Here is a 23,508-nt window from a genome sequence, read left to right as displayed (position 1 = left end):
GGAGACCACCGGGTACTACCGGGACCCGGTGACGGGTGAGCGTCTGCGGCGCGTCACCACGATCCTGCGGGCCGGTCTGCCCAAGGGCGGCGGCCTCATGTACTGGCACGGCAAGGTGGTCGCGGAGACCGCGATGGAGCGGCTGCCGGAGCTGGTGGCCGCGAGCATGGACCCGCAGCGGCAGGCCGACATGCTGGCGTGGCTGACGCGCGCGCCGGAGCGGGCGCGGGATGAGCGCGGTGATGTCGGCCGCGCGGTCCACCGGCTGATCGAGGCCCGGGTGCTCGGGCAGCCCGTACCGCAAGAACTACTCGACGACGTATCCCTGCGACCCTTCATCGCCAATTTCGAGCGGTGGGTGGCCGACTGGGGGATCGAGTTCGAGGCGTCCGAAATGGTCGTGGCGAATTCGGAGGCAGGATACGCCGGGACGCTGGACTTCCTTTTCCGCTCGCGCATCATCTCGCTCCTCCTGGACCTTCCGCTGGCGACCATCTACCTCGGTGACACCAAGACCGGCGGCGTCCTGGACGAGCGGGGCGTGTACCCGGAGGCGGGCTACCAGATGGCCGCGTACCGCAGTGCGCGGGTGGGCTGGCTGCGCGACGGCACGCAGGTGCCGATGCCCGAGGTCGCGGAGACCGGCATCGTTCTGCACCTGCGGCCGGAGGGATACCGCGTGATCCCCGTGGACGCCGGGCCGTCCGTGTTCCGCGAATTCGAGGCAATTCACCGGGTCGCCCGGGGCCAGTGGACGACCGCCAAAACCATTGTGGGCAGCGCGCTTTCCCTGCCCTCTGACGAAGAGATGGGGGAGGCTGCCTGATGCCTATCCTGGATTTGCAGCAGCGGATTCGCCAGCTGGGCGAGATCCGTATCGGCCACGTCGTGGACACCGGCCGGATCTCCAAGAAGACCGGCAAGCCGATCCGGCGGCCGGCGAAGCTCGACCGGTTCCGGCTGACCTCTCCGAGCAAGGAGATCTTGACGGAGGTCGCGAAGCTGTACGGCGGCGAAGTCCAGCCGTGGACACCGGCGAACGGCGGGCCCGCCGAGTTCGAGGTGTACACCAAGGCCGCCCGGCTGCCGGTGCTGGTGCCGCCGCGTGGCGCGATGAGCCAGTGGTACGAGCAGTGGCAGGGCTCGAAGTGCGTGCGCCGCTGCGACGGCCGAACGGAGGTCAAGTCCGAGCGTGCGTGCCCGTGCGACCCGGTCGACCGCGAGTGCAAGCCGACCACCCGCATCAGCGTGATGCTCAGGGACGTGCCCGCGCTGGGGCAGTGGCTACTGATCTCCCACGGCTACTACGCGGCGCTTGAGCTGCCGGGTGCGGCTGAGGTGCTGGCCATGGCCGGGGGCTACGTGGACGGCTGGCTCGGCATGGAGGAGCGGGTCGTCATGCGGGATGAGGGCCCGGCGCGCTTCATGGTCCCGACCCTGGACGTGGCTGCGACACCCCGCGCTCTGATGTCCGGTCAGGGGACGGCCGTGCAGGCGGTCACCACCCCTGGCCGGGTCGCGATCGCGTCCGGGCGGCCCGACTACGCGGAGCTGGCGCGCGTCGCCACGACCGCCGATGAGGTCGGGGCGCTGTGGCGGCAGGCCAGTGCGGCCGGTCACCTGGACGACGACCTGGCGGCAGCGCTCAAGATGCGCGGCGAGCAGCTGCGCGCCGCCGAGGTCGAGGAGCCGGAGCCGGACGTCGAGTACGACGACGCCGAGCCGGAGCCGGACGAGGACGGCGCGATCGTCGCCGAGATCGTGGACGACGACGAGGAGCCGAGTGAGGTCTGGTTCGCCATCGTCGCCGCTGCGGGGCGGCTCCAGCTGCCGATGCCGGAGGTCCAGGCCCGGTGTGTGGAGCAGATCGGGGTGTCGCCGTCCGAGGCGACGGCCGCTCAGCTCCGCGCGTTCCTGCGCGACATCAAGGCGGGGGGCGTGCGATGAGCTGGACGGATCAGCCGATGGCCGGGTTCGACCTGGAGACCACCGGCGTGGATGTCGAGTCCGATCGGGTCGTCACGGCGTGTGTGGCACGGGTCGGCCGGGGCCTGACGACGGCTCCCCAGCTGTGGCTGGCTGACCCAGGGATCGACATCCCCGAGGGCGCGGCGGCTGTGCACGGCGTGACGACGGAGCGGGCACGCGCGGAGGGCCGTCCGGCGGCCGAGGTCGTGCGCGAGATCGTGGACGCCCTCGCCGAGGCGACTCGGGACGGTCTGCCGATCGTGGCCATGAACGCCGCTTACGACCTGACGCTCCTGGACCGGGAGGCGCGCCGCCACGGGGTGACGCCGCTGGTGGACGAGATCGGCGGCGCGGACCGGCTGCGGGTCATCGACCCTCGTGTGCTGGACAAGCGCGTCGACCCGTACCGGCGTGGGAGCCGCACGCTCACCGCGCTGTGCGCCCACTACGGGGTGCGGCTGGACGGCGCGCACTCCTCGGACGCTGACGCGCTGGCGGCGTGCCGCGTGGCGTGGCGCATCGGGCGGATCTCGCCCGCCCTGGCGGCGACTGACCTGGCGTTGCTGCACGAGCAGCAGATCGCATGGGCCGCTGAGCAGGCCGACGGCCTCGCCGACTACTTCCGCAGTCGGGGCCGCGTGCAGGACGCGGCCGGTGTGCGCCGCGAGTGGCCGCTGATCCCCGCGCAGCGCACCACCTGACCCCCTCTCACCCCCTACTCGGTGCCGGGCCCTACGCGGGCCCGGCACCCGGAGAGCAAGATCATGAGCATTCTGAGCATTCCGCCAGCGGTGCACCTGCCCGCCTGCGTGTGGGTACAGCACGCATCGTGCGGCTGCATCACGGCCGTGGTACCGGCGGCTCCCGCTGACGTGCCCCCGCGCGTGCGGGCCGAGGACGCGGCCATCGTGGCGCAGCCCGACCCCGTCCGCCGCGCCCAGGACGTCGCGGACGGCCTGCGGTGGCGGCTCGTCCCGATCGCGGACTACATGGCCGTGCGGTCCTGGGACTGCGCGGGGCACGCGCTGGCCCTGACCCGGCCGGACGTGTCGGTGCTGCCGCTCCGCTCGCTGCCCGACACCGAGGCGGAGGCGGCCTGATGGCGATGTTCGTTGAGCCTTTCGGTCCGGACTGGGTGGTGCCGGAGCCGCCGCCGTGCCCCGACTGCGCGTGCTGCACGGCGCAGCTGTGCGGCCAGGGCCGGGCGCACCCGATGGGCTGCCGGGCGCTGGAGCGCGCGGGCGACCCGATCGTGGCCGGCTGCCCGTGCTCGGCGGCGGAGACCGCGGGGACGGCCGCGCACTACGCGGGACAGATCCGTGAGGCGCTGCGGCGCGACCGGGCCGGTGAGGCGCCGACCGGCGCGGTGTGCGGGATGACCGCGCGGGACACGGACGGCCGGCGGGTGCGGTGCGGGGAGCCGGAGGGGCACCCGCTGGCGGTGCCGCACGCGGACCTGCGGGCGGGGACTGGTCGGCCGCCGTACCGGTGGCACGCGATGTGCTCGTCGGACGCGGTGCCGGTGCAGCTCGCCGAGGTCGTGGGGGGTGCGGCATGAGCCCGCTGGCGTGGACGTCGCTCGCGATCGCGTGGGCGTGTGGTGCTGCCCGGACGGCGCTGGAGCTGGAGCAGTGCGCCGGTGAGGTCGCGGCCGTGGTGGATCTGAGCGCGCTGCCGTCGTGGTGGCGGTGGCTGGTGCTGGCGGGGACCGCGGTGGGCTGGCCCGTGGTGCTGGTCGTGCTGGGTGTGCGGCGGCGGCGCGCCAGGGCGGGCGGTGCGTCGTGATCGTCGTGGTGGCGGTGCTGTGGGGCGTTGGCGCGGTGGTGCTGAGCCGCCAGCTCGCGCAGGTACGGGAGCAGGAGCAGCAGGAGCTGGCGCAGGGCGGGGAGGGCGTGCGACGCCTGTCTCCTCGGGCGGAGGTCGCGATGGATGCGGTCCTGTCGCTGCTGTGGCCGGTCGTGGTCGTACTGCTGGTGGCGCTGGTGGCAGCGGACAGGATGAGGGGGCAGAGCTGACATGCGCTCGCAGATGACGCAGCAGGAGTTGCTGTTCACGGTCGGCCCGGAGTCTCGCCGCGTGAACGACTGGGAGTCGTGGCTGGAGGAGGTGCGGCCGGCATACGAGCGGGCTGCGCGGTCGGGCCGGGAGTGGACGACGTATGAGGTTGCCCGCGCCGAGGAGTTGCCGGACCCGCCGGACCCGGCGACGCACTGGGGGCGGCTGATGACGCTGCTCCACGCGGAGGGCCTGGTCGAGGCTGCGGGTTGGGCGACGAGTCTGCGGCCGACGGTGCACTCCTCCGGGGTGCGGCGCTGGCGCGGCACGGGGGCGGCCCGGGACTGGGAGGCTGCCGCGTGATCGGGATGCCTGCCGGGGTGCCGGATCTGGAGGTGACGGTGCGGCACATCCAGGCCGCGCCGCAGGGCTCCAAGAGCCATGTCGGGCGCGGCCGGATGATCGAGTCCTCGAAGCGCGTCGCGCCGTGGCGGGAGGCGGTGGTGCTGGCGGCCCGGTCGGCTGCGGCCGGGCGCGGCCTGGTCGCGCCGCTGGACGGGCCGCTGGCGGCGGAGATCGTGCTGACGGTGGCACGGCCGGCGTCGGCTCGCCGCCGCGCGTGGCCGATGACGCGGTCCTCCGGCGACCTGGACAAACTCTTGCGGTCGACGTGGGACGCGCTGGGTACGGCCCGGGTCATCGAGGACGACTCGCGGATCGTTCAGGTCGCGGCGACCAAGACCTACCCGGGTGGCTGTGCTGGGGCCCTGGACGGCCCGGGTGGCGTGATCCGGCTGTGGCGCATCATCCCGGACGGGGTGATCGTGTGACGGCCCGTCCGTGCCCACAGGGGCACCCCGCGAGCGCGCGGCGGCGCACCGCCTCTGGTCGCCGGCCATGCATGGAGTGCCGGCGCGAACGGGACCGGAGGCGCGCCGAGGAGCGCTGGGCGGCTCACCAGGGCCACGCCGTCATCGTCACCCGCTCGGGCAGGAGGCGGTGTGTCACCTGCTCGCAGGGCTATCGGTTGTCTCCTGTTGACGAGTCGGCGGTGATCCGCGCAGTTGACGGTGATCCTCCCGCGCGGCTGAGTCCTGCCGACCTGGCGGCTGCCGCGCTGCGGCTCACGGACCGCGAGCTGTCCGCGCGGGAGATCGCCCTGCGCGTGGGCTGCTCCGCCCGGACGGTGGTCCGTATCCGGGCTGCGCGCCGTGCTGGGCTGATCGGGGGTACACGGTGACGCGTCGTCTGATCGCCGTGGCGACCGGGCTGGTGGTGCTCGTGTCGCTGGTAGCGGCCTGCAACACCAGTGCGCCGCGTTGTCCGTCCCCGTCGCCGACGGTGCATATCCGGGCTGACGGCCCCGGCAGCGAGGACCTGGCGGTGCTCGCTGCCGCCCCCGGCCGCGTGGCAGGCGGCGGGGGTCGAGGCGGTGGCGGTGCCGGCCGGGCGCCGGCTCCCCGCCCGGTCCCAGTGCCCGTGCCAGTGCCGGCCGTCGTGGGCGGCACGGGCGGCGGCGCCCCGTCGCCTGGCTGCCGCTCTTGATCCTGCGGGCCCCGGCGCTCTGCCGGGGCCCGCCCCCATCCGATCCATCTCATCGAGGAGAAGCGCATGCCAAAGCTGGACGCGGACGCCCAGGTCGCGGTGAAGATCGCCCCGGACGCCGGCCTGCTGGACCTGGCGCTGAGCGCCGAGCAGCGACGCAGCCTGTTTGAGCATCCGGGCAGCTCCGTCGTCGCGATTATCGAGCTGTCGTCAGCGAGCTACATCGGTCACGCGGCGACCGAGGAGAAGGATCCGCAGGTCAGGCTGCGTGTGACGGCTTGTCAGGCCGCGCGTGACGCCGCGGAGGAGTCGGCGCTGCGGGATGCGCAGCGCGCGATGTGGAGGCACCACCAGATCGAGGGGACTCTCGATGAGGTCGGGCCGGGGCCGCGGTCGGCTGAGAGCGTCCTGGGTGAAGCGCTGGCGGGCTACCCCACGGAGGAGGAGTACGCGGAGCATCGGCGCGCTGAGCTGGCGCGTGAGCGGGCGGGGTTCGTCAGGTGATGCGACACAACATTGCGACTTGACATTTGGTTTTGACATTGCAATGCTGTGTCGCACATGAGGGGTCGGGGACACCGGATCCGCACTCCAGCCGTGAACGTGAAAGGGAGCGAATGAACCAGCCCACCTACACCAACGACGACCTGGTCGCCGAGGCCGCGAAGCAGCACCACGGCCTCACCGAGGACCCCGGGTACATGGGCGTCGCTGAAGCGATGGAGGACTCCCCCATCGCGTCGTCGCCCGACGGCACGACGTGGGGTGCCCTGATCGACAAGGACAGCGAGGACAGCGACGAGTACGACGAGGCGCGCGACACGATCCACGACCTGATGACGGACGCCGCCGACACCTCGTACTGGGCGATCACGCTCGGGCAGGACCGCCTCGTCCCCAGCGAGCAGACGATCACCCTCGGTCCTTCCGGCGACCCCCGCGTCCGGGTTCACCTGGCTTTCGCCGAGGACTACTCGGAGGCCGACCAGGCCGACCTCATCGCCCAGCTCCACGAGTTCATCGCGACCAGCCTCACCTGACGCGCCGCTGGCCCGCTGGGAGGGGCGGATCGCCCGCCCCTCCCCCGATCCGCCCCCACACAGAGAGGACCCCATGCCCGGCCGACTTGAGTACGAGCGCGCGATCCGGCGGAGCAGCCTGCCGCCGCCGTCGCGCCACCTCGCGCTCACGATCGCCACGTGGGCGGACGTGCACACGGGGATCATCCCGGACCGCTATCAGCCGTCGCTCGGCACCCTGGAGGAGGCCACCGGCCTGTCGCGGGCAGCGGTGCGCAAGCACCTCGACGGGCTGGAGGGCGGACTGTGGCTGATCCGGGACCGTCCGACCAAGGAGGACGCCCGGCAGAAGCATGCGCGGACGCGATACGAGTTGCGCCTGCCTCCCGGGTGGGAATCATCCGGTACGCCCGGAAATGGGCTAGGGCACGAGGTGCCCCAGCCCCAGGGGGCCGACGCAGGGCTAGGGCACGAGGTGCCCCAGGCTAGGGCGTCAGATGCCCCAGACCTAGGGCACGAGGTGCCCCAGGCTAGGGCACGAGGTGCCCTCAAGAGTCCCTCAAGTACCAGTAGTCCCGTTGAGTCCCGTCCTGGTGACGGCCGTAGGCCAACTACAGGTAGTGGGAGCGCACGCAAGAGCGGCTCCGCCGCGCGCAAAAAGCAGACAGCCCCCCGGATGAGTCCAGGCGAGGCCGCTGGCGTCGGCGCGGTGCTGTCGCTGCTGCCCCCTCAGCTGCGCGAGCAACTGCCCGATCCGGTGCCCACCGACATCACCACCACGATCCTGGTGGAGCTGCGCCGAGGTATCCCCGCGAGCCAGCTGGTCGACCGCGCGGATCGCCGGTGGAACGGCTACGGCATGAGCCTGGACGCCGACACCGACGGCGGCGGCCGGGGCCTGGACCGGCCGGTCGGCGTCGCCCTGGCGATGCTGCGCCCCGGTGACTGCACCTCGGCCCGCTGCGATGGCGACGGCACCGACCTGGACACCGGCGAGGTGTGCCGCACGTGCGAGCGGACTGCCGAGGATCGTGCGGCCGACCGTGCCGCGCAGCGGGCCGAAAACACCACATCGGAACGGCCGGCGCTGCGTCAGGTCCCCAACCTGCCGCAGGGTCGCGACACCGCGTCGGCCGGCAGGGAGACCCCGGTGCAGCCTCCGCTGCTCGGCGTCGTCTACGGCCCCCAGCCGGCCCCGCCCGCCGTACCGACCTGCACAGGGTGCGGGATCCGAGTGATCCCCCGCCGCAACCGCCCCGACCACTGCAAGACGTGCGCTGAACAGCAGCGCACCGGCACCTGAGCAACACCACCTGACCACCAACGCCCGGTGCCGCCCCGCCCGAATCGGGGCGGCACCGGACACCACCAGCACACCACACGCCCAAGGAGGGCACACATACATGAGCACACCGCTCACCCCCGAGCGCGAGGCCGCGGCCCGCGCCATCGCCCAGGCCGCGACCGACGACGAGATCATCTGGGACCGCGACGAGGACCCGTCCGACGACCAGCGACGCGACGACATCGAGCAGCTGGTGGCCGCCCGCCAGGAGATCGTGCCCGCGCTGCTCGGCGAGATCGACCGGCTGCGCGCCGCAGCGCTCAGCGAGACGGAGGAACCCGGCCCGGCCGCTGTGCTGCGCCTCGACCTGTACGACGGTCCGGAGGTCACCGTGCGCCTGGACGGATGGGGCCTCACCGCCCACCCCGAGCACGACGTGACCGCCCAAGCGGTGACCGTCCTGTCCGGCTGGGTCAGCGCAGTGGATGGCGCGGACCTGCCCGACGACGGGCCGGTGCGGATCGTGCACGCCCTTCTGCCGGGCGCTCCGGCGGCCGAGCTGTCCCAGGTCCCCGCCTACCTGGACATCACCGAGCTCGACGGGGCGCATCGCGCCCGCCTCACCTGGACCCCCAAGGGGAGCGGTGACCTCCTGCCGTGGACCCGCCACCTCACCGAGGAGCAGCTGACGGACCTGCTCGACGGCCTGGCCGACGCCGCCGTCCCCCACGCCCCGGTCGCTGACCGGCTCGTGCGCGTCATCGAGGTCCTCGCGGCCAGCCGTACCGCGGCCCTGGGCGGTGCGTCGTGAGCGAGCAGACCCCCAGCCGGCTGGAGCAGATCCGCGCCCTGCTCGGCACCGGCCAGCGGCCCGCGACCGACGAGCTGCTGCTGAGCCTCGCCGAGTCCGTCCGTGACCGGCGCGAGCACGAGCGCATGGGGGCGGTACTCGCCCGACTGGCCGACGCCGAGGCCAAGGCCGGCCTGCTCGGCGAGAAGCTGGAGGAGTTGGACGCAGAAGTCCGCCGGTACGCGGCCGGTGAGGAGGCACCAGTCCTGTGGTCGGTGTACGACGCGATGCACCAGCGCGCGGTCAGCGCTGAGTACGAGGCTGACCGACTCCGCGCTGAGCTGACTGCCCGCCAGGGCGGTACCGCATGAGCACCAAGCCGCTGAACGTGCACGCCGCGCTGATCCGCCTGCGCGAATACGGAGACCGGACCGCCACCTACGGCAGCCGCTCCGAGCGGGCACTGCACCAGATCGCCACCGTGCTCGCCGACGAGGTCGTGCGCCTGCGCGGGTGGGCGGCATGCCGCGAGCGCTGCGACGACGAGATCCGCGCGGCACTGGCCACCCTCGACATCCCCGAAGGGGACGCCGGGGCCGAGCTGCTGACGCTCGGCCTGACGGTGCTAACCCACCTGGACACGCCCGTCTACCGAGACGCCGGAGCCCCCGAGGACCGCGCCGCCGCCCTGCGCCAGCTCATCAAGCAGCTCACCGCCCGACTCGCGGAGCAGACCAGCGAGCTGGACAGCTACCGCGCGCTCCAGCTCGGCGCCGTCGACGGCCTCGTGTCGGCGACGTGCCCCGACCCGGACCACCCGACGTGGCTGCGCCACCGGCACGACATGCGCGGCTGCCCCTGGTGCGCCCTCACCACCCGTCCCTCCCCCACGAGCTGACCGCCCGGCCGCCCCGCCACCAGCGGCGGGGCGGCCCACCCCGAAGGACTGGAATGAACACAACCATGACGGTCGTCGACGGCCGGGACGCCCTCGCCTACCTCATCGTCCGGCCCGGCGTGCCTGGCGGCCCCAATGTGTCGATCGAGGCCGCCGCGAACGGCATCAGCCAGGGGCAGGCCGCTCACGTCCTGCGGCACGTCGCGGACCTCTGGGACCCCGCTGGCGCCGCCGGCGAGACCCAGTGGGCCGTGCGCGTCGACAACGGCGACAGGAAGCCCACCCTCGACATCCGCGACGACCGGGCCACTGCCGTCGCCGCCCTTGGCCGCTGGCGCGACAGCCACCCCCGCGCCCAGCTCGTCCAGCGCACCGCCCACTACGGGCCGTGGCAGATCGCCGAGGAGCAGCACTGATGGGACACACCAACAAGGCCATCAGCGAGCAGGAGCGGGAGCGGCGGCGCCTCGCGTGGAACCGCGGCCTCACCGGCGAGTCGGCACCACCGCGGCGTATCACCCCGCCCGGCGGCTGCCCCGAGGAGCAGTGCGGGCAGATCCACACCGGCCCCGCGCCCGCCGGCATGACGCTCATCGCCGACCAGACCGGCCGCGGCGAGCACCGCGCCTACTGCCCCGGCCGCTGCGCCCTCTACGGCGAGGCCCTCGCCGACGTGCGCGCCCTGCCCTGACCCACCCCGTGGCCGCCCCCCCCCGCCACGGGGGCGGCCACCACACTCCACCCGTACCAGAGAGGAAGGGACCATGTCCCCCACCAACAGCAGCGCCGAACGCTGGAACGCCGTCCACCCGCCCGGCACCCAGGTCATCGCCTACCCAGGCAAGGACGGAGAGCCGCTGTACACCTGGACCCGCAGCCTCGCCATGGCCCACGGGCGCAGCGGGCCCGTCGTCCTGGTCGAGGGCCACGTCACCAGGCTCCCCCTGAGCCACGTGGACGTGGGCCCCTGGACGCTCACCCCCGAGAACTACGGCCACATCGATGAGGCCACCGACCGCGACAACACCTTCGCCAAGCAGTACACCGCGCACCTCGGCGGCCAGATCGTGACCGTCGGCATGCGGATCGGTGAGCGACCAGCCCGGGTCATCGCCCGATTCGGCGACGTCATCGTCCGCCACGGCTCCGGGGTGTACACCGTCCGCTCGGCTAAGGGCAGTGCCGCGTGAGCGCCGCGAACCCCGAGCGCCTGGCAGAAGTCCGGGCCCAGCGCTCAGCTGGTCTGCTCACGCACACAGCCAGCGAACTCCTGGACGAGGTCGACCGGCTGACGGACGGCAACGCCGAACTGACCGATCTCCTGCGGGTCGAGCACGAGCGTGCCAACCGGGCGCGGGAGGCCGCGAGCAGCTGGGAGGACGAGGTGCTCGCCATGCGACAGGAGTGCGACGTACTGCGGAGGCGCGTCGCCGAGCTGGAGCAGGCGGCAGTCGACGGCCGATACGCGCTGGCTGCGCTGGTCAACGACCATGACGACCCCGGGGCCGAGGCCCTGGGGGCGCTGTGGAGGCTCCGGCAGGCCACGATCGGCCTCACCCGGCGCGGCGACGAGACCGCCGAGGTGATGGCCCGTCACGACGCTGCCGTCCTCGACAGCGCCGCGGACTTCCTCGAGCTCGACCAGGAGCTGGAGGACGACCGTCAGCGCGCGGAGCACATGACCGTCAGCCCCCAGGACGCAGCGGCATCCGAGGCCGTCCACGACGTCGTAGGGCGACTGCGCGAGAGGGCGGCGCGCACCGCCGGCCGCACCGAGGTCGTCGACCCCGCACAGCCCGACGACCGTGTCGAGCAGCTGCAAGCAGCCCTGTCCGAGGCCCTCGCCCGGCAGCACCGGTACCGCACCGCCTGGCGGCGCGCACGCACCCGCGGCATCTCCCTCGCAGGCGCTGCGGATCGGTACGGGGCCCGCAGCCACGAGCTACAGGTCGCTCTCCAGGACATGACCGCTCACACCTGGGCGCTGCTCATCGGCCAGTCGGAACGCGAAGTGCGGCTGAGGACCGCGTGGCGCTCAGCACGACGACGGGCACGCCGTATCTGACCACCCGACCCGCCCCGGGATGGCCTGGGAAGGACCTCACCAGAACGGAGAACCCCATGGACTGCGAGGACTGCGGCACCTCCGAATGCCACGAGTGCCGCATCCACTACTGCCTGGACGTGTGCCCCTGCGGGCGCAGCCACACGTGTGACTGCCAGTGCAGCGCGCACGACCGGATGCTGACCGACGCCGACTGACTACCACGCGGGCCGCCCCCACCACCGGGGGCGGCCCCAACGCCAGCGCAAGGAGCACCACCCCGTGGAGTACGTCCCCACCGACCGCACGATCGCCGGCCAACTCACGGCCGCCGCCAGCCGGCTGCGCGGAGCCTCCCGCGCCGGCACCGCCACCCCCCTCGTCCTCCCACCCGACACCGCCCGGCTACTCGCCGACCGGCTCACCCGCGAGGCACAGATCGGCGCGGTGCCCGTGCACCTCCTGGCCGTCGCCGACGCGATCACCGCCCAAGCGCCGGCCCCGCCCGGCGCCGCCACACTCCGCGACACCGGCAGGACCCGGGAGCCGAGCGATGCCGAGCTGGCCGGCGCCACCCGCCAACTCCTCGCCCACCTCCATGCCCACGACCCGAGCGCCGCCCGAGCCCTGGACACCGCGCTCCGCCGCTACACCCCGCCGCAGGCCAGCACCCCCACTGCGGCATAACAACCCGACAGGAGTCCGAATGCCCGAGCGCATCCCCCCGATGAAGCGCGTCCGCGTCCGCGGCGGCCGTCTCGTACACGCCGTCATCCGGGACGAGGCCGGCATCGCCCGCACCGCCTGCGGGTCGCGCCGTCTGCGGGCCGTCGACAGCAAGGAGTGGGACAGCACACCCATCACCTGCCCCCGCTGCACGCACGCCATCGCCGCCCGATCCGGCCGCCACGCCCTCGCCCGGGAAATCCTCACCGAACTCGACGCCATCGACGCCGAGGCCGACGACACGACACGCGAGATCACCGCCCGCATCCGGGCCGCCCTACCCACCCCGGACGACCGCCCCCAGCGGTAACCCCGTGGCCCGGCGTCAGTCCGGGCCACCCCGCAGCCCACCACCACGCCCACCCGCCCAGGAGCCACCATGCACCCCATCCCGGACGGTGCCCGCGACGACATCACCGCCGCCCTCACCCACTGGCACAACACCACCCCGCAGGTGCCCGCCACCCCCCAGGCCCTCGCCGACTACCTGTGCGTCGTCCTCGCCGACTGCGGATGGCGCATCACCCCCACCGCCCAGGACACCTCACACCAGGACACGGCCGCATGACGATCACACAGCTACTGGCGGCGCCGGCCTTTTTGGGCGCGCTGCGCCCGGGGGAGAGCACCCCCTGCCGCACCGCGCCGAGGCTCTTCGACCCGGAGGCCGGCGTACTCGCTCGCGAGGAGGCCCGCGAGATGTGCGGCACATGCCGGCTCCAGGAGGAGTGCCGGCAGTGGGCGATCGCTACGGGTGAGCCCCGCGGGCTGTGGGGTGGGCTGACTCCTGATGAGCGGCGCGAGCGGGGGGCGCGTCTGGTGCGCTCCTCCAGCCGGCGGTGCACGGCCTGCGGTCAGCCCGGGGTGTGCCGGGGGCAGCAGATCTGCGGATCGTGCCAGGCCGCGGCAGCCGAGGAGCGGCGCCGGGCGTGGCTGCGGGTCGAGCACGCGCGGCCGGGGGGCGGGAGCGTCCGCGGGTACCGACTGGAGCTGCTGCTGGGGCTGGAGACGTGCGAGCCGTGCAGGGCGGCGTGGCGGGCGAGGAAACGGGACCGGGAGCGGTTGGCCGGCACGAGGGAGAAGACCGAACGCCAATGCGACATGAGATTGCGAGTTGACAACACAATGTGATGTCGTATTCTGGTGTCCATCCCGGTCACTCCGAGGAGCACGATGACCACCACCCGCACACAGCTGGCTGACCTGACGCAGGACCAACTGGACTGGCTCTACGACGGCATCAACCAGGCCGCGCGCGAGGCCCTGGCGCAGCGGCGCGAGATGCGGCAGATCACCCGCAGCCTCACCGCCGCCCGCGCCTACGCCGCCGACAACGCCTCGCAGCTCGCCCAGGACGGGCACGCCCAGCTGCTGCACGCCCTCGGCGTCCGTCGTCCGGCCGAGGACGGCCAGGCATGACACACCGCAGCGTCGACGCCCGGTGGGTGCGGGATCTGTACGACGCCATCCCTACGGCCTGACGGCTGCCTGATCCGCTCGCTGGGCGGTGACGGGGAGCCGGACAGCCCGGCCCGAGACCGGAGGGGCACGATGTTCCGCAAGAAGAAGCAGAACGAGGACTCGCTCAGCAACACGGTGGCCGACGCCGTCGCCGACACCGTCGTCCAGGCGGGGACGGTCAACGGCGGCGTCAGTACCGGCGCCCACACCGTCATCAACCAGCCCACAGGGCCCGTCAACACGGGCAACGGCCCCCAGATCGTCACGACCTACAGCGGCACCATCACCCAGCACGTCGGTCAGGGGCACGCCGTCATCGGCGATGTGCACGGCGGGCTGCACTACAACGCCGGCGACCATTCATGACCGCCGTATCCACCCCGGCTACCGGCGCCACAGGACTGTCCCCAGGCCAGGTCGCCGAGCTGCGCGAACGGGCCCGCCACGAGGCTGGCCCTTTCGTAGACCCTCACCTCGCCCAGCGAATCCGCGTGCACAACGCGGAATGGGCGTCCGCGATCCTCGGCCACCCATTCCCCGGCCAGCACCGGATCACCTGGCCCGAGCTTTACCTGCTGCACATCGCCGCCGAGGCAGAGCCGTCCCCTCCCCCGCCGCCGGCAACCGCAGCAGCAGCCCGCCACCGCGCCGAGCAGGAAACCGCCCGAGCTGCCGTCGAGCAGGCGTACCGGCAGCAGGTCGAGGAGTGGGAGCAGTTGGCGGCCGGGCTCGGCCGCCTCGGCGTCCGCGCCGAGGTCCGTCACAACTACACCTCGCACCGGCACCTGGGCCACTACACGCAGGGCGGTGACCACATATACCTGCTGGACGACCTGCACATCGGCCGCCTTCGACGATTGGCCGGGCGTGTCCTGTGCTTCACGCGCAGCCGCGCCCGCAACCTCCGCGAGTTCCCCGAACCCGCCCGCGACGGCCGGCCGCCGACCTGCCGCGCTTGCCTGACCACCGCGCGCCGCATCACCACACGAGGAGCAGTCACATGAGCGTGCCCACTCTGGACGACGACCCGGACGAGGTCACCGTGGACGGTGACGTCTGGTCCCGGATCGGCATTACCTCCAACGCCAGGCACCTGTACGTGCCCCGGGACCGTCGCCCGTGGGATGGCCGCGAGGCGACGCTGCCCGCGCTCGTCGCCGCCGGCCACACCGTGCTCCCCCGGCACCCGGCCGAGGCCGAAGTGGAGCGACTGAAGGCACTGCTGCGCAGCGTCCAGGCGGACCTGCGGCGCGCTCGTGCTGAGGCTAAGGGTCGCGCGGAGCACGCCGAGCGCCTCGCGGCACAGCTGGAGCAGCTCGGCCAACCGGTGCGTGAGCGCAGGCCCTGATGCCGATCCGCCCCGAGCAGCGTGCCCTCTATCCGGCGGACTGGCCTGAGATCTCCCGCCGCATCCGCGAGGGGCGGGCCGGCTGGCGGTGCGAGTGCGATGGCCGGTGCGGCGTCCCCCACGACGGGGGACGCTGCACGGCCGTCCATGGCCGACCGAGCCCGCTCACTGGATCGAGGGTCGTACTGACCGTCGCGCACCTCGACCACCAGCCGGCCAACTGCGACCCGGCCAACCTCATGGCCGCCTGCCAGGCGTGCCACCTGCGGTACGACGCCGACCACCACCGGCGCACCGCCGCCGCCACCCGCCGCGCCGCCATCGAGGCGGCCGGCCAGACCACCCTCGATGTCCGGATCGGAGACACATGACCCATCCCCTACCAGTCGGCGCCCGGGTACGGCACTACGGCCAGCAGTGGCCAGCCGCCCGTGACGCCGGCACGGCGACCGTCCGCGAGATCCAGGGGCCGCTGCCCGACTGCACCTACGAGTACCGGGTGCAGGCCACCCGGGACTTTTCCCGCGGCCCCGACAACCCGGAGGACCGCGACGCGTGGTGGTCCTCCTCGGCCACGATCCCAGCCGCGCCGCAGACCGGCGAGGACCAGGCCGCGGGGGAGGCGCCGTGACGAGCCCCTGCCCCTCCTGCAACACCGCCCCAAGGAGGCGCGGCCAGTACCTGTGCCGGGGCTGCTGGGCGCAGCTCCCCGCCCCCGCCCGGCGCGCCCTGAGCCGACGCGACGCCCAGGCGTGGGCCCGGCTCCGGCAGCTCCACGCCCACCTCGACAGCGGGCGCCCGCTCGCGCACCTGGAGATCACCCCATGACGTACCCACTGGACGACGCCGACAGCGTGCAGCGCCTGGCGCTCGACGTCATCGCCGAACAGGCAGCCGAGACGCAGGCCCTCGCCCGCGCCTTCGGTCCGGAGGACGACGACGCCCCCGTCCGGTCCGGCATCCAGACCGCGATGCGCGGCATCGCCGCGGCGACGCTGCACCGCATCGCCGCCCAGCTGCCCGATGCCACGCCGACTCAACGCGAGTGGCTGGAGGAGCAGGCCGACGGCCTGCACCTGGAGGTCACCGAGATCCTCACCGGCGCGTGGGGCACCCCGCCCGACGACCCGGCGAGCGCACCCAGCGAGGCCCCCACGGTGGCCATGGACACCACGGTGCCGGACCAGGTGGTCGTCACCATCCCGGACCTGCGGTACCTGGACACCGACGCCGGCACCTGGTCCGCGCAGATCGGCCTGCACCGGTACCACCTGCTCGCCCTGCGGGACGAGATCGACCGCGTCATCCCGCCGTCCGGCACGGTGGCCGGCGCCCTCGCGCGCGAGCTGGAGCGCAGCACCCACCAGGCAGAGGAGGCACGGCACGCCGTGACACGCCTCGCCACGCTGATCCGCGACTCCCAGCAGCTCCTCGACGTCGTCCAGGAGGACGGCGACGGCCGGTGGCTGTGGGGCGAGATCGACGGCGCCCTGCGCCGGGCTGAGACCGCCGTGCAGCCCCTCGGGGAGCCGCTGCTGCCGCGCCAACTGCGGGCCGAGCCTGAGCGCCTGGACCGGCACTCGCTGCCGGTGATGCCCGAGCAGGTCGAGGCCGCGGTACGTGAGCGGGTGTCCGGCGACGAGGTGCTGCCGTCGGAGCTGGCGCGTGCGCTGTGGCAGGAGCTGGAGCGTACCCGCGTGGAGCGGAGCGCCTGGATGCTGGAGGTGCAGCGTGCCGCCGTCGAGGAGCAGCGGCACGAGCGGTTCGAGGCGGCAGCCGGCGCCCGGATGCTCCAGCACATGACGGCCGAGGTCCAGCGGATGGCAGACCGGATGACGGCCGCTCAAGTCACCGCGCGGCGGGCGGTGTGGGAGAAAGTGCTGTCGGCCGCCGCCGAGCGTCCGCGTGAGCACAGGATGCTGGAGCTGCGGGTCGAGGCGTGGCGGGCTGCTCGCCCAGGGCAGTCATGAGCTGCCCCCACCAGGAGGCCGGCGAGGGGTCGCGGTGACATTTCCGCGGCTGAAATTAAGGTCGCCCCGCCCCCGGCCGAACCGGGGGCGGGGCGCTGTCGTGTGAGGGCGACGGGACCGGGGGCCACTCCGTCCCCGCGCAGTGGGCCCCGCCTGACTGCGGCACTGCCTGCGGGAGGGTCCGTTTCCACGGTCCCGACCGATTCCCGGCTCCCGTCGCCGCGGCCAGAGTACCGGCCACAGCTGCTCTTTCGCTGGCGATTTTCCGGAGTCCAGGGGTGTGGAGACTGTCCGGACGGTCTGTCCGGACTCCTCCGGACGGGTCCCGGACAAGGCTCTGACCTGCGGGGACATTGCCCGGACAGCCAACCCGAGTGCGACACAACCTTTGGATTTGACATCCAAAGGTCGTGTCGCAATACTGGACTCATCGACACCGACCACCGGGGAGATCCGATGACCACTACCACCGACGCCGCCACCGTCCTCCGAGCCCTGGCCGCCGTCGGCGTCACCGACCCGACCCGCACCGCTCAGGCCCTGGGCGCCGCCGGTCTCCTCGCCCCCACCGCCACCCCGGCCCCGGCCCCGGCCCCGGCGAGCATCGACATCACCGTGCTGTCGCTCATCGACGGGTCCGTGCAGACCGTCACCCTGGATGACTACTACACGCAGGACATCGACGGAGAGCACAAGATCGCTGGCCACGTGGACGCAGCCGATGCAGTGATCGGCCCGGTCGTCATCCAGGTGACCCTGCCCGACTGCACGCACATCTGCCGGTCCGCCGAGTCCCAGATGACGAACCTCGGCTTCGGGCGGCCGTACCTGGCGATGCGTTCCCACAGCGCGACCGGGCCCGCCAGCGAGGCATACCGTCTCAGCTACGTCACGGCGCTTGGGGCAGTGGAGGAGACCCGGGCGACGTTCCGTCGCGCGCAGCTGGACGCCAAGCGGCTCGCGCGGCACGGACACGCCACGGACATCGAAATCGACTTCCCTCGATCCAGCTGACCGGACAACGCCCTGACCTGCTCGGATGGGTGTCCGGACAGCCCGGACACCCATCGCCACCGTCCATCAGCACCACCCAAAGGGAGAGCCCTCGATGGCACGCACCGACCACCACGGCCCCCGCCAGATCCCGGACCGCGTCGCGCCCTACCGCGCGCGCCCCCGCGTCCGCTCGCACCACCAGCGCGCCGCGCACAAGCGGGACCGCCAGGGCGCTCGTCTCGCGCTCCGCCTGGGCACCGAGCCGCCTCGACCGCAGCGCCGCCGCGTGGACTGGGACGTCACCTGACCGTCCCTCACAACGACTGATGCCCGACCCCTTCGCGGGGTCGGGCATCAGTCGTTGCGGCGCGGTCGTTCCTGGCCCACATCGCACGCCTTGGATATGAGGTAGTGCGCGATGGAGTCAGGTTCACCATCGACCCGTTCGCACCAGGGCGCCCTCCCCGGAGGGGGGCGCAGGTGCAGACGGCGAGCACTCTACTACCTCGCGTGTTGCCGACTTACTCGCCTGACGGGTCAGGCGATGCCGCCGGCTGCTCGGTAGCAGCCCTCCACACGCCGCCCGTGCGATCCAGCACGCCCTCCTCGTGCAGGCGCTCCAGCGCCTGGTCGACCACACGGCGGGAGGCTCCGTAGGTCTCCGCCAACTCCGCGGGCTCCGGTAGCAGCACGCCGGGGCCGACCCCGGCGTAGTCCTTGCGCAGCATCTCCACCAGCCGGCCGGTGAATACCCGGTAGGGCGGCAGGCCAGCATCCCGCCTCAGCGAGTTGACGTAGATCTGGTCGTAGGGCGCAGCCTCCGCCAGTTCGCCCGGCGGCACCTCCTGGGCCTCCATGAGCCGCAGCAGCTCGGCGTGGACCTCCTCGCGCAGCATCTCCAGGCGGTCCTGGGCCGCGTAGTGCGGGCCGGCCTTGCGCTCGATGTCCCGGATCGCGGCCTGAGACGTCACGCCCTCGGAGACGGCTGGCAGCTTCCTCCCGGCCGCGGCCTTGGCGGTGCGCTCGACCGTCCGTCGTGAGTATCGGGCCGCCTCAGCGATGGCGCCGGTGGTGGCCGAGCCGGCGAGCTTGTGGGCTGCGACAGCATCCTGGAGCGCCTTGCGGGTCCGCTTGATCTTGGCCTGGACGTCCTCAATTTGCCTGGTCAGGTCCCTGAGTGTGGCCAGGGGGTCGGGGGCTCTCTGGGCGGTGGGCATGCGGGCATGATGCCACAGTGCGACACGACATTGCGACTTGACATTGCGACATTACATTGGGACTATGAAACCCAATCTCATGTCGCACTAGCGCTGAGGGGACCACCATGCGCATCACCGCCCGCCAGGACACCGCCCGCACCGAGGCCGACCTGGACCGCGCCATCGAGCGCGAGCTGCCCGTCACGGTGACCTACCTGGCGGAGGAGACCCGGGACGTGATCGCCGTGGACACCACCGGCCAGGCCGTGCGCCGCACCATCAAGACCGGCTCTCTCGTGGAGATCGTCCGCACCATCGAGCCCCGCGACCGCATCACCACCCGCGCCGGACACACCGTCATCAAGGCCATGTGCCGCAAGAGCGGCGGGCACCGCAGCTACCGCCTGGACCGCCTCGTGTCCTACACCGTCCACCGGGGCGCCCGGCAGCTCATCGCCGAGCCCGCCCCGCGCGCCGCCCGGACGCTGGACGACATCTCCACCGGCTGCACCGCCGGTCACGGCCAGCACCGCTACACCGTGAACACCACCAGCGGCGCCGAGCTGTACGACGGCACCGAGCCCGGACCGGCCCACGCCGCCCTCGCGGACGCGGGACGCGGCGCCCGGACCGTCGCCACCGCCGAGGACGGCGCGTACTGCCTGGACGTCACCCGGCACATGACCGCCCTGGCCGCCCGCTGACCACCCACCGGCCCCCGCCTGCGGGCAGGGCCAAGGAGACCCACCTCGTGAGCATCACCGCCCCCCAAGCCCCATACATCGACGCAGTCGTCGCCGCCCTCGACGCCGCCGACTACCCGCCCGAGCTGGTCACCATCAGGCCCGACCGGCGGGACCGGCGCTCCGCCACCGCCTCCATCACCCTCGCGTCCGGCCTCGTCCTGCGCTGGTGCTGTCACCTCGGGTGGCGCATCGGTAGGCGCCACCCGTCGATGCCGTCCCTCGCCGACCCGGCCGACGTGGCGCACGCCGCACTGCTGGCCGTCGACCACTACGACCCGCCCACCACCACAGCGCGGTGGTCCCGCGCCCACGAGATCGACCAGGCCCTCGCCGCCCGGGACGACGCCGTCGCGCGCGGCGCCCTGACCGTCATCTGACCCCAGACAGGAGAGCAGCATCCATGCAGATCAGCCCCCACGCGGCCTACGTGCAGGCCGTCGCCGAGGCCCTCGACGCCGCCGGCGTCCCCCAGCCCGACGCCATCACCCTCCACACCGCCCAGGCCGCGTACCGGCAGGTGCACACCGCCGAGCTGATGTGGCGCTACCCGTCCCCGCAGTGGGGCGGCGAGCTGCGCCTCGGCTGGCACTCCGGGTACGGCTGGTACGCCACCCACGGCCGCGCACACCCGCGCACCCGCCTGCACTCGATGCTGGCCGGCGACCCGGCCGAGGTCGCCGGCGCCATCCGACACCTCGTCACCTACGGCCCCGCGTCCCGCCTGCACACCATCGGCATCGGGCTGTGGGAGCACGCCGAGGGACTCACCGGTGAGCGCCTGGCCGACGAGCTGGACGCGTACCTGTGAGCGCCACCCACGCCCTCCGGGCGGCCATCCGGCTCCTCACCATCGGGGACAGCACCGGGGACCCCGACCGGCGGACCTCCATCGCGGACGCGCGGATCGCGCTCGCCGCCGCTCGCGGCCTGCTGGACGAGGCGTGCCCCGCCAGCGGCCTGCGCACCTCGGAGGCCGCGTGTCGCATCGTGGCCGGCGAGTGGGCGGAGCTGCTGGCCGACGGCCGGCCGCCGTCCGACTACAGGCGCCGCCGGTACGAGGAGGTGCGGCAGCTGTGGGCCGAGCTGCACCCCGAGCTGGTCGCCGACATCTGGCCGGCCCTGCCCCCGGAGCCGCCGCTGTGCGAGGTGTGCCGGGATGACGACTGCATGACGCCGTGGGCCAGCCCCTCCAGCATCTGCACCACGCCCGGGTGCCACGCTCCGCACGACGAGCACCGGGACGACGACGAGGGCGCCACCTGCTGCTCTTTCCGGCTGTGATCCGTGTCCGGACGGTCTGTCCGGACTCCTCCGGACGGGGCCCGGACAAGGCTCTGACCTGCGGGGACATTGCCCGGACAGCCAACCCGAGTGCGACACAGCCTTTGGATTTGACATCCAAAGGTCGTGTCGCAATACTGGACCCATCGACACCGACCACCGGGGAGATCCGATGACCGCCACCCTCACCGCGCGCACCACCGCCGCCCTCGCCCTCGTCATCGCGATCACCCCGGCCCTGGAGATCGAGACCGAGGAGCCCGCCCGCTGCGACCACTGCGGCACCGAGGCGCCCGACGGCGACGCGGACACCGCCCGCGACGAGCACGACTGGGACATGACCGAGTACGGCGACCTGCTGTGCGACGACTGCGCCCACTACGACGGCCCCACCGGCCCCTACGACCCCGCCTACTACGGCTGACCACCACAGACCGGGGCGCCCGGCCCCCCTCCCTGCCGGGCGCCCCACCCCAACGCACTCGAAAGGCCAGACATGAGCACCGAAACCCGCAGCGTCGTCAGCATCCTGGGCGGCAAGGTCCACGCCGCCGCGATGACGGTCATCCCGTGGCCGCTGTGCCGGACCGGCGCATCGACCCTCCTCAGCGTCCCGTACCGGCACGCCTCTGCGCCCATCGACTGCGACGACTGCACCGAGCACGAGTCGCACTGACCGCAGTACCGACGCCCCCGCCCGGCCCCCGCCACGGAGGGCCGGGCCCGCCCCCGGATGGAGCGCATCATGAGCCTCACGTACCTGCCCGCCGCCCAGCTCATGCCGGGCGACGTGATCTACACCGACGGCCGCCGCACCGCGCTGGTGCTCGCCGTCGAGGCGGACGCTCAGCGGCCCGGCCGCGTGCTGATCTCCGTGGGATGGGAGTCGCCCATCACCCTCGCGCAGAGGGCCGCTGTCGCCGTCGCGACGCTCCAGCCGCGCCCCGACCCCGGCCGCTGACCACCTGACCGAGGTGCCCAGCCCTCTCCGTGCCGGGCCCCCATCCCAGGGCCCGCCCCGGACTCCCACCCCTCCCGGGGCGCGCCCACCCAGACCCACCACCAACAGCCCAGAGAGGCCAACATGACCAGCGAGACCCGCAACACCGTCAGCGTCCGGGGCGGCAAGATCCACGAGTCGATCGACATCCACGGCAGCGCAGTGGCCTGGCCACGGTGCCGCACCGGCGCCCAGGACAGCACCGGCACCCGGTACCAGGTCACCGGCGAGCCGGTGACCTGCCGGAACTGCCTCGTATACGCCGCCCGCCGCGCAGAGGCCGCGCGCCTGGCCGCCGCGTCGCCGCTCGCCGCCGCCGCGCTCCAGCTGGCCGAGACCGTGGAGGCCGCCAACGCCGAGCGGGCCGCCGCCCCGCCGCAGCCCACCCGCACCGGCCCCACCTACAAGGCCGGCGACCGCATCAGCACACCGCACGGCCCCGCCACCGTCATCAGCCACACCCACGGCACGGTCGCCTACCGCCCCGACAGCACGCCCGGAGAGTACTTCGTCGCCGAGGACTCCCCCGACCTCCGCCCGGCCATCGCGGCGCGAGCCGAAGAGGCCGAGCAGGAAGCGGCGCCCGAGCCGGAGCCGACCGCGCCGACCATCCCCATGTCCGTCGCCTACACCAACCGGCGCCCCGGCGAGGAGTGCGCGCACATCGAGATCAGCGCGGCGGACCTGGCCGCCCTGACCGCCGGGCAGCCCGAGGCCATGACGCGGCTGATGGACGTGATCCAGCAGGCTGCGGCCCGCTTCAACTGACCAGCCCGGCCCCCGGTCGCGGGGGCCGGCCCCCCCGGCCGCCCCGCCCGGGGCGGCCCACCCCATCAGAGAAAGGACGCCCGTCACCATGACGACGCTCAGCCGCTACGCCCGCAACCCCCGCTCCGGCGCGTACCACTACGGACGCGACACCTACGCCGGAGACACCATCCTGCTGTGCACCGGCGCCACCTACCGGCAGGCCGACATCACCAGCAACCCGACCGGATACGGCCAGATCGCGCCCCTCGCTGCGCCCACCGCCCGGCACACGGAGTGCCGCAAGTGCGGCCGGGCCCGGGCCGAGCTGGCAGCGCCCAAGGCCGCCGACAGCCCGCAGGTGGCCCAGCTGATCAAGCAGCACCGGCTCAGCGACCGCATGGTGACCGCCCTGCTGACCGGTGCAGCCGCCGGCCAGCTCACCGGCCTCACCAGCACGCTCAACGCGCTCGTAGAGCGCGGCCTGGCC

Annotated in this window: 44 protein-coding genes; 43 read left to right on the top strand and 1 reads right to left on the bottom strand. The window is 73.1% G+C overall.

The annotated features are described in order from the left end of the window. The 34 genes from ACFV5N_RS09440 to ACFV5N_RS09275 form a co-directional block, all read left to right on the top strand. Window positions 1-826 (top strand): hypothetical protein (locus ACFV5N_RS09440; protein WP_385596329.1); only part of this gene is annotated, 826 nt, incomplete at its 5' end. Continuing rightward, window positions 826-1,947, top strand: coding sequence for a hypothetical protein (locus tag ACFV5N_RS09435; protein WP_385596327.1), 1,122 nt, complete (start codon window positions 826-828; stop codon window positions 1,945-1,947). The genes ACFV5N_RS09440 and ACFV5N_RS09435, both read left to right, overlap by 1 nt. Then, the gene (locus ACFV5N_RS09430) at window positions 1,944-2,669 is read left to right on the top strand and encodes a 3'-5' exonuclease (protein WP_385596324.1); all 726 of its coding nucleotides are present in this window, start codon (window positions 1,944-1,946) and stop codon (window positions 2,667-2,669) included. The genes ACFV5N_RS09435 and ACFV5N_RS09430 overlap by 4 nt, the downstream gene beginning before the upstream one ends. Window positions 2,670-2,876: 207 nt before the next feature. Then, on the top strand, window positions 2,877-3,068 hold the full coding sequence (locus tag ACFV5N_RS09425; RefSeq protein WP_385596321.1) for a hypothetical protein: 192 nt from the start codon (window positions 2,877-2,879) through the stop codon (window positions 3,066-3,068). Next, complete coding sequence (locus ACFV5N_RS09420) at window positions 3,068-3,526, top strand: hypothetical protein (RefSeq protein WP_385596319.1); 459 nt, start codon at window positions 3,068-3,070, stop codon at window positions 3,524-3,526. Before ACFV5N_RS09425 ends, ACFV5N_RS09420 begins: the two co-directional genes overlap by 1 nt. After that, on the top strand, window positions 3,523-3,753 hold the full coding sequence (locus ACFV5N_RS09415) for a hypothetical protein (protein WP_385596316.1): 231 nt from the start codon (window positions 3,523-3,525) through the stop codon (window positions 3,751-3,753). Before ACFV5N_RS09420 ends, ACFV5N_RS09415 begins: the two co-directional genes overlap by 4 nt. Continuing rightward, on the top strand, window positions 3,750-3,983 hold the full coding sequence (locus tag ACFV5N_RS09410; RefSeq protein WP_385596314.1) for a hypothetical protein: 234 nt from the start codon (window positions 3,750-3,752) through the stop codon (window positions 3,981-3,983). The genes ACFV5N_RS09415 and ACFV5N_RS09410 overlap by 4 nt, the downstream gene beginning before the upstream one ends. A 1-nt stretch (window position 3,984) precedes the next feature. Beyond that, window positions 3,985-4,326, top strand: a complete 342-nt coding sequence (locus tag ACFV5N_RS09405; RefSeq protein ID WP_385596312.1) for a hypothetical protein — start codon at window positions 3,985-3,987, stop codon at window positions 4,324-4,326. Between the two features lie 5 nt (window positions 4,327-4,331). Beyond that, window positions 4,332-4,793, top strand: coding sequence for a RusA family crossover junction endodeoxyribonuclease (locus tag ACFV5N_RS09400; RefSeq protein WP_385596332.1), 462 nt, complete (start codon window positions 4,332-4,334; stop codon window positions 4,791-4,793). A 781-nt stretch (window positions 4,794-5,574) separates the two neighbouring features. After that, window positions 5,575-6,012: a hypothetical protein gene (locus ACFV5N_RS09395; RefSeq protein ID WP_385596309.1), complete on the top strand. Its 438-nt coding sequence runs from the start codon at window positions 5,575-5,577 to the stop codon at window positions 6,010-6,012. 113 nt (window positions 6,013-6,125) lie between these two features. After that, window positions 6,126-6,548 (top strand): hypothetical protein, encoded by a 423-nt coding sequence (locus tag ACFV5N_RS09390; RefSeq protein WP_385596306.1) that lies wholly within the window; start codon window positions 6,126-6,128, stop codon window positions 6,546-6,548. 655 nt (window positions 6,549-7,203) lie between these two features. Then, a complete protein-coding gene (locus ACFV5N_RS09385) occupies window positions 7,204-7,830 on the top strand; it encodes a hypothetical protein (RefSeq protein ID WP_385596303.1) in 627 nt (208 codons plus the stop codon). Between the two features lie 100 nt (window positions 7,831-7,930). Next, on the top strand, window positions 7,931-8,623 hold the full coding sequence (locus ACFV5N_RS09380) for a hypothetical protein (RefSeq protein ID WP_385596300.1): 693 nt from the start codon (window positions 7,931-7,933) through the stop codon (window positions 8,621-8,623). Continuing rightward, complete coding sequence (locus ACFV5N_RS09375; RefSeq protein WP_385596297.1) at window positions 8,620-8,973, top strand: hypothetical protein; 354 nt, start codon at window positions 8,620-8,622, stop codon at window positions 8,971-8,973. The genes ACFV5N_RS09380 and ACFV5N_RS09375 overlap by 4 nt, the downstream gene beginning before the upstream one ends. Beyond that, window positions 8,970-9,500: a hypothetical protein gene (locus ACFV5N_RS09370; RefSeq protein ID WP_385596294.1), complete on the top strand. Its 531-nt coding sequence runs from the start codon at window positions 8,970-8,972 to the stop codon at window positions 9,498-9,500. Before ACFV5N_RS09375 ends, ACFV5N_RS09370 begins: the two co-directional genes overlap by 4 nt. Before the next feature lie 53 nt (window positions 9,501-9,553). Next, complete coding sequence (locus tag ACFV5N_RS09365) at window positions 9,554-9,916, top strand: hypothetical protein (RefSeq protein WP_385596291.1); 363 nt, start codon at window positions 9,554-9,556, stop codon at window positions 9,914-9,916. Then, a complete protein-coding gene (locus tag ACFV5N_RS09360) occupies window positions 9,916-10,191 on the top strand; it encodes a hypothetical protein (RefSeq protein ID WP_385596288.1) in 276 nt (91 codons plus the stop codon). The genes ACFV5N_RS09365 and ACFV5N_RS09360 overlap by 1 nt, the downstream gene beginning before the upstream one ends. A gap of 73 nt (window positions 10,192-10,264) precedes the next feature. Beyond that, on the top strand, window positions 10,265-10,690 hold the full coding sequence (locus ACFV5N_RS09355; RefSeq protein WP_385596286.1) for a hypothetical protein: 426 nt from the start codon (window positions 10,265-10,267) through the stop codon (window positions 10,688-10,690). Beyond that, window positions 10,687-11,565 carry a hypothetical protein gene (locus ACFV5N_RS09350; RefSeq protein WP_385596283.1) on the top strand — a complete coding sequence of 293 codons (879 nt, stop codon included), beginning with the start codon at window positions 10,687-10,689 and terminating at the stop codon, window positions 11,563-11,565. Before ACFV5N_RS09355 ends, ACFV5N_RS09350 begins: the two co-directional genes overlap by 4 nt. 56 nt (window positions 11,566-11,621) lie before the next feature. Further along, window positions 11,622-11,762 carry a hypothetical protein gene (locus tag ACFV5N_RS09345; protein WP_385596280.1) on the top strand — a complete coding sequence of 47 codons (141 nt, stop codon included), beginning with the start codon at window positions 11,622-11,624 and terminating at the stop codon, window positions 11,760-11,762. A 64-nt stretch (window positions 11,763-11,826) separates the two neighbouring features. Continuing rightward, window positions 11,827-12,231 (top strand): hypothetical protein, encoded by a 405-nt coding sequence (locus tag ACFV5N_RS09340; RefSeq protein ID WP_385596277.1) that lies wholly within the window; start codon window positions 11,827-11,829, stop codon window positions 12,229-12,231. 19 nt (window positions 12,232-12,250) lie between these two features. Continuing rightward, window positions 12,251-12,580, top strand: coding sequence for a hypothetical protein (locus tag ACFV5N_RS09335; protein ID WP_385596274.1), 330 nt, complete (start codon window positions 12,251-12,253; stop codon window positions 12,578-12,580). Window positions 12,581-12,649: 69 nt separating this feature from the next. Further along, on the top strand, window positions 12,650-12,838 hold the full coding sequence (locus ACFV5N_RS09330; RefSeq protein ID WP_385596271.1) for a hypothetical protein: 189 nt from the start codon (window positions 12,650-12,652) through the stop codon (window positions 12,836-12,838). After that, complete coding sequence (locus ACFV5N_RS09325; RefSeq protein WP_385596268.1) at window positions 12,784-13,401, top strand: WhiB family transcriptional regulator; 618 nt, start codon at window positions 12,784-12,786, stop codon at window positions 13,399-13,401. Before ACFV5N_RS09330 ends, ACFV5N_RS09325 begins: the two co-directional genes overlap by 55 nt. 42 nt (window positions 13,402-13,443) lie before the next feature. After that, complete coding sequence (locus ACFV5N_RS09320; protein WP_385596265.1) at window positions 13,444-13,689, top strand: hypothetical protein; 246 nt, start codon at window positions 13,444-13,446, stop codon at window positions 13,687-13,689. A 132-nt stretch (window positions 13,690-13,821) separates the two neighbouring features. Continuing rightward, on the top strand, window positions 13,822-14,097 hold the full coding sequence (locus ACFV5N_RS09315; protein WP_385596262.1) for a hypothetical protein: 276 nt from the start codon (window positions 13,822-13,824) through the stop codon (window positions 14,095-14,097). Then, window positions 14,094-14,735, top strand: a complete 642-nt coding sequence (locus ACFV5N_RS09310; RefSeq protein ID WP_385596260.1) for a hypothetical protein — start codon at window positions 14,094-14,096, stop codon at window positions 14,733-14,735. Before ACFV5N_RS09315 ends, ACFV5N_RS09310 begins: the two co-directional genes overlap by 4 nt. After that, window positions 14,732-15,079: a hypothetical protein gene (locus ACFV5N_RS09305; RefSeq protein WP_385596257.1), complete on the top strand. Its 348-nt coding sequence runs from the start codon at window positions 14,732-14,734 to the stop codon at window positions 15,077-15,079. Before ACFV5N_RS09310 ends, ACFV5N_RS09305 begins: the two co-directional genes overlap by 4 nt. Further along, window positions 15,079-15,450, top strand: a complete 372-nt coding sequence (locus tag ACFV5N_RS09300; RefSeq protein WP_385596254.1) for a hypothetical protein — start codon at window positions 15,079-15,081, stop codon at window positions 15,448-15,450. The genes ACFV5N_RS09305 and ACFV5N_RS09300 overlap by 1 nt, the downstream gene beginning before the upstream one ends. Continuing rightward, window positions 15,447-15,710: a hypothetical protein gene (locus ACFV5N_RS09295; RefSeq protein WP_385596252.1), complete on the top strand. Its 264-nt coding sequence runs from the start codon at window positions 15,447-15,449 to the stop codon at window positions 15,708-15,710. Before ACFV5N_RS09300 ends, ACFV5N_RS09295 begins: the two co-directional genes overlap by 4 nt. Continuing rightward, the gene (locus ACFV5N_RS09290; protein ID WP_385596249.1) at window positions 15,707-15,907 is read left to right on the top strand and encodes a hypothetical protein; all 201 of its coding nucleotides are present in this window, start codon (window positions 15,707-15,709) and stop codon (window positions 15,905-15,907) included. Before ACFV5N_RS09295 ends, ACFV5N_RS09290 begins: the two co-directional genes overlap by 4 nt. After that, window positions 15,904-17,049: a hypothetical protein gene (locus ACFV5N_RS09285; RefSeq protein ID WP_385596246.1), complete on the top strand. Its 1,146-nt coding sequence runs from the start codon at window positions 15,904-15,906 to the stop codon at window positions 17,047-17,049. The genes ACFV5N_RS09290 and ACFV5N_RS09285 overlap by 4 nt, the downstream gene beginning before the upstream one ends. Window positions 17,050-17,505: 456 nt before the next feature. Then, window positions 17,506-18,063, top strand: coding sequence for a hypothetical protein (locus ACFV5N_RS09280; RefSeq protein WP_385596243.1), 558 nt, complete (start codon window positions 17,506-17,508; stop codon window positions 18,061-18,063). Window positions 18,064-18,157: 94 nt separating this feature from the next. Beyond that, window positions 18,158-18,352 carry a hypothetical protein gene (locus ACFV5N_RS09275; RefSeq protein ID WP_385596241.1) on the top strand — a complete coding sequence of 65 codons (195 nt, stop codon included), beginning with the start codon at window positions 18,158-18,160 and terminating at the stop codon, window positions 18,350-18,352. A 214-nt stretch (window positions 18,353-18,566) separates the two neighbouring features. On the opposite strand, the gene ACFV5N_RS09270 is transcribed toward ACFV5N_RS09275, so the two are convergent. Further along, window positions 18,567-19,262 (bottom strand): GntR family transcriptional regulator, encoded by a 696-nt coding sequence (locus ACFV5N_RS09270; RefSeq protein ID WP_385596238.1) that lies wholly within the window; start codon window positions 19,260-19,262, stop codon window positions 18,567-18,569. 107 nt (window positions 19,263-19,369) lie between these two features. Here ACFV5N_RS09270 and ACFV5N_RS09265 point away from each other — a divergent pair, with 107 nt between their 5' ends. From ACFV5N_RS09265 to ACFV5N_RS09225, 9 genes are all read left to right on the top strand, one after another. Further along, window positions 19,370-19,948: a hypothetical protein gene (locus tag ACFV5N_RS09265; protein ID WP_385596235.1), complete on the top strand. Its 579-nt coding sequence runs from the start codon at window positions 19,370-19,372 to the stop codon at window positions 19,946-19,948. A gap of 47 nt (window positions 19,949-19,995) precedes the next feature. Then, window positions 19,996-20,367, top strand: coding sequence for a hypothetical protein (locus tag ACFV5N_RS09260; protein ID WP_385596232.1), 372 nt, complete (start codon window positions 19,996-19,998; stop codon window positions 20,365-20,367). Between the two features lie 23 nt (window positions 20,368-20,390). Next, window positions 20,391-20,798 carry a hypothetical protein gene (locus tag ACFV5N_RS09255; RefSeq protein ID WP_385596229.1) on the top strand — a complete coding sequence of 136 codons (408 nt, stop codon included), beginning with the start codon at window positions 20,391-20,393 and terminating at the stop codon, window positions 20,796-20,798. Then, window positions 20,795-21,271, top strand: a complete 477-nt coding sequence (locus tag ACFV5N_RS09250) for a hypothetical protein (RefSeq protein ID WP_385596226.1) — start codon at window positions 20,795-20,797, stop codon at window positions 21,269-21,271. The genes ACFV5N_RS09255 and ACFV5N_RS09250 overlap by 4 nt, the downstream gene beginning before the upstream one ends. Window positions 21,272-21,443: 172 nt before the next feature. Continuing rightward, complete coding sequence (locus tag ACFV5N_RS09245; protein ID WP_385596223.1) at window positions 21,444-21,695, top strand: hypothetical protein; 252 nt, start codon at window positions 21,444-21,446, stop codon at window positions 21,693-21,695. A 72-nt stretch (window positions 21,696-21,767) separates the two neighbouring features. After that, entirely contained in the window at window positions 21,768-21,947 is a 180-nt protein-coding gene (locus ACFV5N_RS09240; RefSeq protein ID WP_385596220.1) for a hypothetical protein, read from the top strand. 69 nt (window positions 21,948-22,016) lie between these two features. Beyond that, window positions 22,017-22,232: a hypothetical protein gene (locus ACFV5N_RS09235; protein ID WP_385596217.1), complete on the top strand. Its 216-nt coding sequence runs from the start codon at window positions 22,017-22,019 to the stop codon at window positions 22,230-22,232. Window positions 22,233-22,355: 123 nt separating this feature from the next. After that, entirely contained in the window at window positions 22,356-23,039 is a 684-nt protein-coding gene (locus tag ACFV5N_RS09230) for a hypothetical protein (protein WP_385596215.1), read from the top strand. Window positions 23,040-23,127: 88 nt separating this feature from the next. Beyond that, the coding region (locus ACFV5N_RS09225; RefSeq protein WP_385596212.1) for a hypothetical protein at window positions 23,128-23,508 on the top strand (381 nt) is incomplete at its 3' end.

It is taken from the genome of Streptomyces sp. NPDC059853, from assembly GCF_042731495.1.
Classification (GTDB): Bacteria; Actinomycetota; Actinomycetes; order Streptomycetales; family Streptomycetaceae; genus Streptomyces.
Note: the sequence above shows the minus strand (reverse complement) of the source record. Positions and strands in the feature narration are given on the sequence as shown.